At 24.9% G+C, this 7,420-nt stretch carries 9 protein-coding genes and 1 pseudogene; 6 read left to right on the forward strand and 4 right to left on the reverse strand.

Annotated elements, in window-relative coordinates; all coding sequences use genetic code 11:
- Nucleotides 1-3: 3 nt before the first annotated feature.
- Both WC168_RS08760 and WC168_RS08765 read left to right on the forward strand, forming a co-directional pair.
- A complete protein-coding gene (locus tag WC168_RS08760; RefSeq protein WP_372618742.1) occupies nucleotides 4-132 on the forward strand; it encodes a Fic family protein in 129 nt (42 codons plus the stop codon).
- 4 nt (nucleotides 133-136) lie between these two features.
- Entirely contained in the window at nucleotides 137-592 is a 456-nt protein-coding gene (locus WC168_RS08765; RefSeq protein ID WP_372618728.1) for a hypothetical protein, read from the forward strand.
- 153 nt (nucleotides 593-745) lie between these two features.
- Here the strand turns inward: WC168_RS08765 and WC168_RS08770 are convergent, their stop codons facing one another.
- Complete coding sequence (locus WC168_RS08770; RefSeq protein ID WP_372618730.1) at nucleotides 746-1,282, reverse strand: hypothetical protein; 537 nt, start codon at nucleotides 1,280-1,282, stop codon at nucleotides 746-748.
- 199 nt (nucleotides 1,283-1,481) lie between these two features.
- On the opposite strand from WC168_RS08770, the gene WC168_RS08775 reads away from it, so the two are divergent.
- The 3 genes from WC168_RS08775 to WC168_RS08785 all read left to right on the forward strand — a co-directional run bounded on the left by WC168_RS08775 (nucleotide 1,482) and on the right by WC168_RS08785 (nucleotide 3,177).
- Nucleotides 1,482-2,183: a peroxiredoxin gene (locus tag WC168_RS08775; RefSeq protein WP_066387221.1), complete on the forward strand. Its 702-nt coding sequence runs from the start codon at nucleotides 1,482-1,484 to the stop codon at nucleotides 2,181-2,183.
- Nucleotides 2,184-2,399: 216 nt separating this feature from the next.
- Nucleotides 2,400-2,972, forward strand: a complete 573-nt coding sequence (locus WC168_RS08780; protein WP_372618732.1) for a methyl-accepting chemotaxis protein — start codon at nucleotides 2,400-2,402, stop codon at nucleotides 2,970-2,972.
- A complete protein-coding gene (locus tag WC168_RS08785; protein ID WP_372618734.1) occupies nucleotides 2,941-3,177 on the forward strand; it encodes a hypothetical protein in 237 nt (78 codons plus the stop codon). The genes WC168_RS08780 and WC168_RS08785 overlap by 32 nt, the downstream gene beginning before the upstream one ends.
- Nucleotides 3,178-3,233: 56 nt before the next feature.
- On the opposite strand, the gene WC168_RS08790 is transcribed toward WC168_RS08785, so the two are convergent.
- The 3 genes from WC168_RS08790 to WC168_RS08800 are packed head-to-tail and all read right to left on the reverse strand — an operon-like array spanning nucleotide 3,234 to nucleotide 6,584.
- Complete coding sequence (locus WC168_RS08790) at nucleotides 3,234-3,890, reverse strand: response regulator (RefSeq protein ID WP_372618736.1); 657 nt, start codon at nucleotides 3,888-3,890, stop codon at nucleotides 3,234-3,236.
- Nucleotides 3,883-5,442 (reverse strand): ATP-binding protein, encoded by a 1,560-nt coding sequence (locus tag WC168_RS08795; protein WP_372618738.1) that lies wholly within the window; start codon nucleotides 5,440-5,442, stop codon nucleotides 3,883-3,885. Before WC168_RS08795 ends, WC168_RS08790 begins: the two co-directional genes overlap by 8 nt.
- Entirely contained in the window at nucleotides 5,439-6,584 is a 1,146-nt protein-coding gene (locus WC168_RS08800; RefSeq protein ID WP_372618740.1) for an ABC transporter substrate-binding protein, read from the reverse strand. The genes WC168_RS08795 and WC168_RS08800 overlap by 4 nt, the downstream gene beginning before the upstream one ends.
- A 145-nt stretch (nucleotides 6,585-6,729) precedes the next feature.
- On the opposite strand from WC168_RS08800, the pseudogene WC168_RS08805 reads away from it, so the two are divergent.
- A pseudogene (locus WC168_RS08805) lies at nucleotides 6,730-7,420 on the forward strand (4Fe-4S ferredoxin); the annotation flags it as partial.

Below are 7,420 nucleotides of genomic sequence, written 5' to 3' on the forward strand. Positions count from 1 at the left end.
TGTATAGCTCATCTTTGGTTTGTAATTATTCACCCTTTTGATGATGGTAACGGAAGAATTGCAAGAGCAATTACAGATTTAGTTCTATCAAAAATAGAGAATTCAAAAATATCAAGATTATACTCAAGCTGATTTATTGGAGTTAAAAGATAGATACTATCATCAACCTTTACTAAAAAAACTAATAAGCGATAAGTATAGAGAAAAATTTGCAACATATTTACATGAGCATTATGGTTCAATATTAGGTAACTTCTTTTTTGGTATTCTTTTGGGAATAACACCTTTTATTGGATATTTATTAAATCTTCCACTTGATATTTCGCATGTTGCATTTTCAAGTGCATATTTAGGATATACATCAATGCATTTTGATATATCTGTAACTCTTTTTATATACTATCTAGTTTGTGTTTTATTAATAGGTTTTGTAAATTTAATTGTAAGTTTTACTTTAGCATTAAAAGTATCTTTATTGTCAAGAGATACCAAGTTTGGTAACTTTTTCTCTTTTATTAAAAACTTAATAATTGAGATTTGTAAAAAACCACATAAACTATTTTTCCCTTTTACTTACAAGAATAAAAAATAGATATTTAAGAAATTTTTAGTACAATCATCTTTAAATTATCATAGGGAAGATAAAATGAACAAAGTAAAAGGGATAGCAGTAATTGGAATTTTGGCTTGGACTATATTTTTGATGATATATCTTTTATATATTGGAATAAGTTAATATAGCCTATTAAATAGTCAAAAATGATTCAATAACACAACTCATTCTACTTTTTATATCACTTGTATCAATATTCATATAATCAATTTGTATTTTATAAAGCAATTCATCTTTTAATTTAAACTCAAAAACTAAATACCCAGCATATAAAAAGGCATCTTTATTCTTTTTTCCTTCATCTTTTTTATCATTTTCGTAAATATAATAAGAGATAAGTAGTTTCTCATTTTGTTGTTTCTCTTCTGTTTCAAAACTCTTTAAAACATCCACTAAAATCTTATCACTATCTTTATTTGAGAAGCTATTTTTTAAATTACTTTTCATATTTTGTGAATACTCTATATAAGACTCTATATTATAGTTTGAACTTATTAATAGATCTTTTGCTTTTTGTATATCTTTTGAATAAATTTTTTCAAATGTTGTAACACTCTTTTGACAAGCAACTCTTTTTGCTTTTGGATCATCTTTTTTTTGATTTAAAACTCCATAAGTTAAAAATAAAATAAATGCAACTATAAAACCTATGTATATTTTACTTGCCATAAAAAACTCCTAAATTATTCAATTTTTTGGATTATAATCTTTTTAATATATAAATGTCAATTATCATTCAATTATAATATAAAATTATGAAATCTTGATAAGAATTATTAATATTTTAAGTATAATTTAATTTTAATTCTTATAGAATTTCTTCAATCAAAGGAAAAAAATTATCCTTTGTAAAATTTAAGGAGATTTTATGGCGTGTGATACATCTATAAAAGCTAGAAAAGAAAAAAAAGTTACTATTAATGAAAATACAACAGAAATTATTAAGGAGAAAAAAATGAGTTCAACAATGGTTTTAAGACAAATGCCAGAATTTAAAATGAGTGCATATGATGCAAAAACAGGACACTATACAACAGTATCAAGTGAAGATTATAAAGGAAAATGGACAGTAATTTGTTTTTATCCAGCAGATTTTACATTTGTTTGTCCAACAGAAATTGCAGCAATGAATGCAAAATATGATGAGTTCCAAGAGCTTGGAGTTGAAATTTTACCTATTTCAACAGATACAAAATTTTCACACAAAAGATTTGTTGAAACTGAACCAATTTTAAAAGGATTAAAACTTACAATTGGTGCTGATACTACAAAAAGTGTAGCTTCTGATTTTGGTGTACTTTTAGAAGAAGAGGGAGTTGCATTAAGAGGAAGATTTTTATTTAATCCAGATGGTATTTGTGTAGCTCAAGAGGTTCAAGCAGATAGCGTTGGAAGAAATGTAAATGAGTTTTTAAGACAAGTTAGAGCTTGGCAACATGCAAGTAAAACAGGTGAAGTTTGTCCAGCAGGATGGAGACCAGGTAAAAAAACACTTCCAGTAAACACTGATGTTGAACAAATGACAGGAAGAGTTGGAGATTATATAACTTTAGAAGAGATACTTTCTTAATTCAAAAAATATATTTAAAAGGAGGAGTAAAAACTCTTCCTTATTTTACACTACAAACTTCTACATTTCAAATATCAAATAACATTATAAGGCTACTAAACAAATCTTTATTGCAATAAGATTTCAAAATATAGATCCATAAAGGAGTTTTATGTTTAGTGTAGTTTCAAATAGAGATTTAGAGACGATAAATAACTAGATAAATATAAAGACCAGATGCGATTATTGATGGAGAGTATCAATTTACTTGGTAAAACTTTAGAAAATAGTGCAAGAAACAATTTTGAAAATGGAGAGATTTTAGAAGAGAACTCTTTGCTTATGTCATCTTCAATGAATAATTTAGCATTAAAAACAGGTGAACAAGCAAGTTCATTAGAGCAAACTACAAGAGCATTAGAACAGATTACAAATATAACTAGAGAAAATACAAAAAATGCTACAAAAATGGCAAATTTGGGACAAATTGTTAAAAAATCAGTTTTTGTTGGAGAAGATTTGGAAAAAAAAACTGCTAACTCTATGGATGATATAAATACTAAAATAAGAGCTATAAATGAATCAATTACTGTAATTGATCAAATAGCATTTCAAACAAATATTTTAAGTTTAAATGCAGCAGTTGAATCTGCAACAGCAGGAGAGGCTGGAAAAGGTTTTGCAGTTGTTGCTGGGGAGGTTAGAAATTTAGCAAATAGAAGTGCAGAAGCTGCTAAAAAAATAAAAACTTTGGTTGAAGAGGCGACACTTAAAGCAGATGATGGAAAGCTTATATCTTCCAGCAATTAAAATAAGCAGACAAGCAAAAATAATTATAAAACTAAGAAGAGAAATAGTTAGTTTTATAGGAATAAAATATCCCAACAAACTTGCTGCAAACATTGAAACAGCAGCAGTATTTACAACAGCAGCAATTACAGCTAAAACTGTAAAAAGCCACAGCCAAACAGTGCTCCAGCTTGAGTTGAAGAGACTAAATGAGAACCTCCAATAGCAGCAGTTGCCATTAAGATACCAGGACCAAATATTTTATAAAAAGCTTTTATTTTATCAATAATTTAAACTCTTTTCATCAAATTGGTAAGTTTTGTGAGCAATTTTTATTAAAATATTTTTATCTGCTAAATCTTTAAATAGTTTAATTAAAGTTGGTTTAGAGATAGAAAATTTATCCATAATTTCACTATAAGAGCCAAAAAAGTTATTATTTTCATCAAGATTATTAAAAATATATTTTACAATCTCTACTTGCTTACTATCTGTAATTGCTCCAATAGTTTTTATAATATTTTCATTTTTCTTTAGCTCTTTTTCTTGTACTTTTGGAAGTAAAACATCAACTAAACTATCCAAAAGTTCATTTATATCTATTGGTTTAATAAGATAGTTTTCAACTTTTAATTTAATGGCTTCTATTAAATAGTTTGTATCTGTGTGAGCTGTTGTTAAGATACTAGGAATATTTATATTTTTACTTTTAATATATTTTAAAAAATTAATACCATTCTCATTTTCTAGTTGTATATCACTAATAATTACATCAACTCTTTTTTCAAGTAAAATTTTCATAGCTTCAACAGTTGTTTTAACACCATAAATATTTGCTACAAAATCCTCTAAAGCATCTTTTGTATGCTTTAACAGACTCTCATCATCTTCAAGATATAAAATATTGAAATCTTTTAAAATTTCTAAATTCTTACTCATTTTTATCCTCAAATATTGGTATTGTGATTGTAAAAGATGCTCCTTTGAATACCTTTTTATTCACTTCTAATTTTATATTTTTACAAGATATTTCACCGTTTAAATGTTTTTCAATAATCTGTTTGGACATATAAAGACCAATTCCAGTTCCAGCACTTTTATATTTTGTTGTGTAGTAGGGTTCAAATATTTTTGGCAAAATATCATCAGGAACTCCACCTCCATTATCAATAATATTGATAAAAAGAAAATTCTTTTTGCTATTTACTATGATTTTTATGATTCTATCATTTTTATTAACACTGCTTACTAAAGCATCTTTGGAGTTTGATATTATATTTAAAAATATATGAGAAAGTTCATTATAAAAAGTTGTAATTTGCTTATCTTTTTTTACAATTAAATCTATTTTTATATTCTCTTTATTTAAAAAATATTTTGATAATTCAATTGAGTGTTCCACACAATCTTTTATAAAAAAGCTATTTTTTGATCTATTTGGGCTAAAAAAGTTTTTAAAATCATCTAAAGTATTTGACATATTTTGTGCTAAAAGTAGTGCATCTTTTACTTTTTGTTCAACAAACTCAGGTGATAGTTTGTTTACTCTCATTTTTGTTTGAAAACTTTGAATAATCATTGTAATTGAGCCAAGTGGTTGTCTCCATTGGTGAGCAATATTATTTAACATCTCTCCTAAGCTTGCAAATCTTGCTTGTTGAAACATGATAATATCTTTTTTTCTATTTTTAGCAACTTCTAGTTTAATTTTTTGCTCTAAATTGTTATTTAACTCTTTTAGCTCTTTTGTCTTTTTCTCAACAATCTTCTCTTGCAAATAGTACAATTTTCTAAAGTGAAAAGTAATAAATAAAGATAATATAATTGTAAAAAATACAACAAAAAAGATAGAGATAAAAGAGAATATTGTAACCAATTTAAAAATATTATCAGTATCTCTTTTTTCATTTATTGCAAGATTTAAATCATAGTTTACAAGACTTCCTAGATATACAAAAATTGAGTCTATATTAAAATTTATATTTGTAAAATACTCTTTGCTATTTTTTTTATCTAATTTTTCAATTGAGCTAAAAATATCAACCATTTTATTATCAATATTTTCAATATTTAGCTCTTTTATATATTGGTTTTTATAGTGATTTGAATTTATAAAATAGGTTTTTATCTTTGATAATATTGAGTTATTAAAATCTTTATTTAATCTATATTTGTATTCACTCCAATTTTTCTCAATAATCTCTTTAGCTATATTTAATACCTCAATTGTTTGTTCATAGCTTAGACTATTTTTTTCAAATTCATTAAGAGTGTCTTGAATATTAATTTTATATGAATCTTTAATTGTTTGAAGTTTGATTAAGCTTTTTGTTCTTTTATCAAAAAGAGTGTCAAAATCATCTTTTAAAATAAATATTGAGATTTGAGATAAAACTATAATTGAAATCATACCACCAGCAATAATAAAAATTAAGAAGTTTGCCTTATATGAAAACTTTAATGTATCAAAATATTTAAGTAGTTTTTTCATTTTATAATCTCTTGAAATTTACCATTTTTGTATTGATATAAATAGATTTTATTTAAAAGTTGACTATTTTTAAACTCTAGTTTTATCTCATGTAAAATATCTTTTGATGGATTTTTCAAACTATTAATAAAGTTTTTTTTGCTTAAGTTATCTATGTTTTTAACTATAGCATCAACCAAAATTTTTGAAGCTAAAAATGCCTCAAAAGATATAAAACCAAACTCTAAATTGTTTGAATATTTATTCATTATATTTTGATACTCTTGAACAATTTTTAAAGATTTATCATCATAATTTGGAACTATTTGAGAAAAAATTAGATTTTTCGTATTGGTATTTGAAGCTTCTAACTCTTTTACTATAGAGGTTGCATCGCTAAATGAGATGTTACAAAAAATAGTATCTTGAAATATCTTTTCATCTTTTGCTTTTTGAATAAATAGTGAACTAGCTTTTGAAGCTCCAATCATTATTACAACTTCTGGTTTAGAGTTTTTTATCTCATTAAATGCATGATTTATAGATAGAGTATTTCTTTTATAAGTTCCTGTTGATATAAAAGAGATATTTTTATTTTTTAAAACCTCTAAAGTTGATATATATCCCTCTTCTCCATACTCATCATTTTGATAAAAAATTGCTATTTTATTTAATCCTTTTTTATTTACAACATAATCTACTAAGGATTGTATCTCTTGTTTATAAGATGCTCTAAAGTTTACAATATTTGAAAAATCGCTATCTCTTAAAAAACTTGCTCCTGAAAATGGTGCAAAGTATGGAATTTGACTCTCTTTTATAATTGAGATTACTCTACTATTTGTAGGCGTTCCAACTATTCCATAAAAAGCTAAAATATTCTCATTTGATAGTTTGTGTATATTTTCGTAACTTAAATCTGGTTCATATTTATCATCTAAAGCTTTAAAAAATATTTTTCTATTTTCTATTAAGTTATTATCATTTACATATTTAAAATAACTATTTGTAGTTTCAAAAACTGACTCTCCCCAATCTTTTAAAGCTCCACTTTGTGGTATAGAAGATGCAATCAATATATTTTCTTGATTATAAGATTTTTCACTATTAAGAGTATATATTAAAATAAAAATAAGCATTACAAATAAAACTTTTTTAACCATTCATAAGTTTACATTATTTGTGTTTAAAACTCTCAGTCTATTTGTTATAAGATGTTTTATATATTTTATAAATTAAGTTTTATTTAACTTCTTTATATATAGAATATGGTAAAATATTTTTTACTAAAAATTAAGGGCATAGGTTATGCAAGAGTTTATATACTACAATAAAAACGGGTTGGATTTCCCTTTAAGTGAAAAAATCCAAGTAGCTACTAGTTTAGATGATATTAAAGATAAAAGTTTTTTAATATCAAACTCAAAAGATGTGAACTCTGAATTTGTTGCTTCAGAGATAGACTTTTATATAAAAAATTCACAAGATAATTTATCAAAAAAGATTCAAAATGTTTCAAAACTATATGAAATAAATGCTACAAGATTTGACTTTGCTCAGGATATTTCGCATAGTGTAGATGTTTCAAAAGAGGTTTTGTTAATTACAAAAACACAAGAAGAGTATGATTTATTCACATCTCAATTATCAAAAGATGACTTTGAACTTTTTAGAATAGATGAAACAATTTTAAAAACTATTAGTGGAGAGATTGGAAATTTTGAAGTAATAGTAAAAGATAGTCATAAAGATATAACTTTAAGAGTTTCTCAAATTGTTTGGTTTGATGCAAAACCATCTCCAAAAGAGAGAATTGGAGTTTTTGATCCAAACTTAAGTAGCATAAATGAAGTAGTTAAAATATTAAAAGATAATATAAACTCTTTTTCATATAGAAAATTTACAACTTATGATAAAACTATTTGTCAATATGATGGAAGAAGAGAGGTAATTTGTAGTAAGTGTGAAGAAGTTTGCCCAACTGTTGCTATTACAAAAG

The organism is Aliarcobacter sp., assembly GCF_041672065.1.
In the GTDB taxonomy this organism is placed as follows: Bacteria; Campylobacterota; Campylobacteria; order Campylobacterales; family Arcobacteraceae; genus Aliarcobacter; species Aliarcobacter skirrowii.

What these genes read in the sequence shown, in the direction of transcription:
- WC168_RS08795 (WP_372618738.1), bottom strand. Translation starts at nt 5,442, where the DNA reads ATGAAAAAACTACTTAAATATTTTGATACATTAAAGTTTTCATATAAG.
- WC168_RS08775 (WP_066387221.1), top strand. Translation starts at nt 1,482, where the DNA reads ATGGCGTGTGATACATCTATAAAAGCTAGAAAAGAAAAAAAAGTTACT.
- WC168_RS08785 (WP_372618734.1), top strand. Translation starts at nt 2,941, where the DNA reads ATGATGGAAAGCTTATATCTTCCAGCAATTAAAATAAGCAGACAAGCA.
- WC168_RS08770 (WP_372618730.1), bottom strand. Translation starts at nt 1,282, where the DNA reads ATGGCAAGTAAAATATACATAGGTTTTATAGTTGCATTTATTTTATTT.
- WC168_RS08780 (WP_372618732.1), top strand. Translation starts at nt 2,400, where the DNA reads ATGCGATTATTGATGGAGAGTATCAATTTACTTGGTAAAACTTTAGAA.
- WC168_RS08790 (WP_372618736.1), bottom strand. Translation starts at nt 3,890, where the DNA reads ATGAGTAAGAATTTAGAAATTTTAAAAGATTTCAATATTTTATATCTT.
- WC168_RS08800 (WP_372618740.1), bottom strand. Translation starts at nt 6,584, where the DNA reads ATGGTTAAAAAAGTTTTATTTGTAATGCTTATTTTTATTTTAATATAT.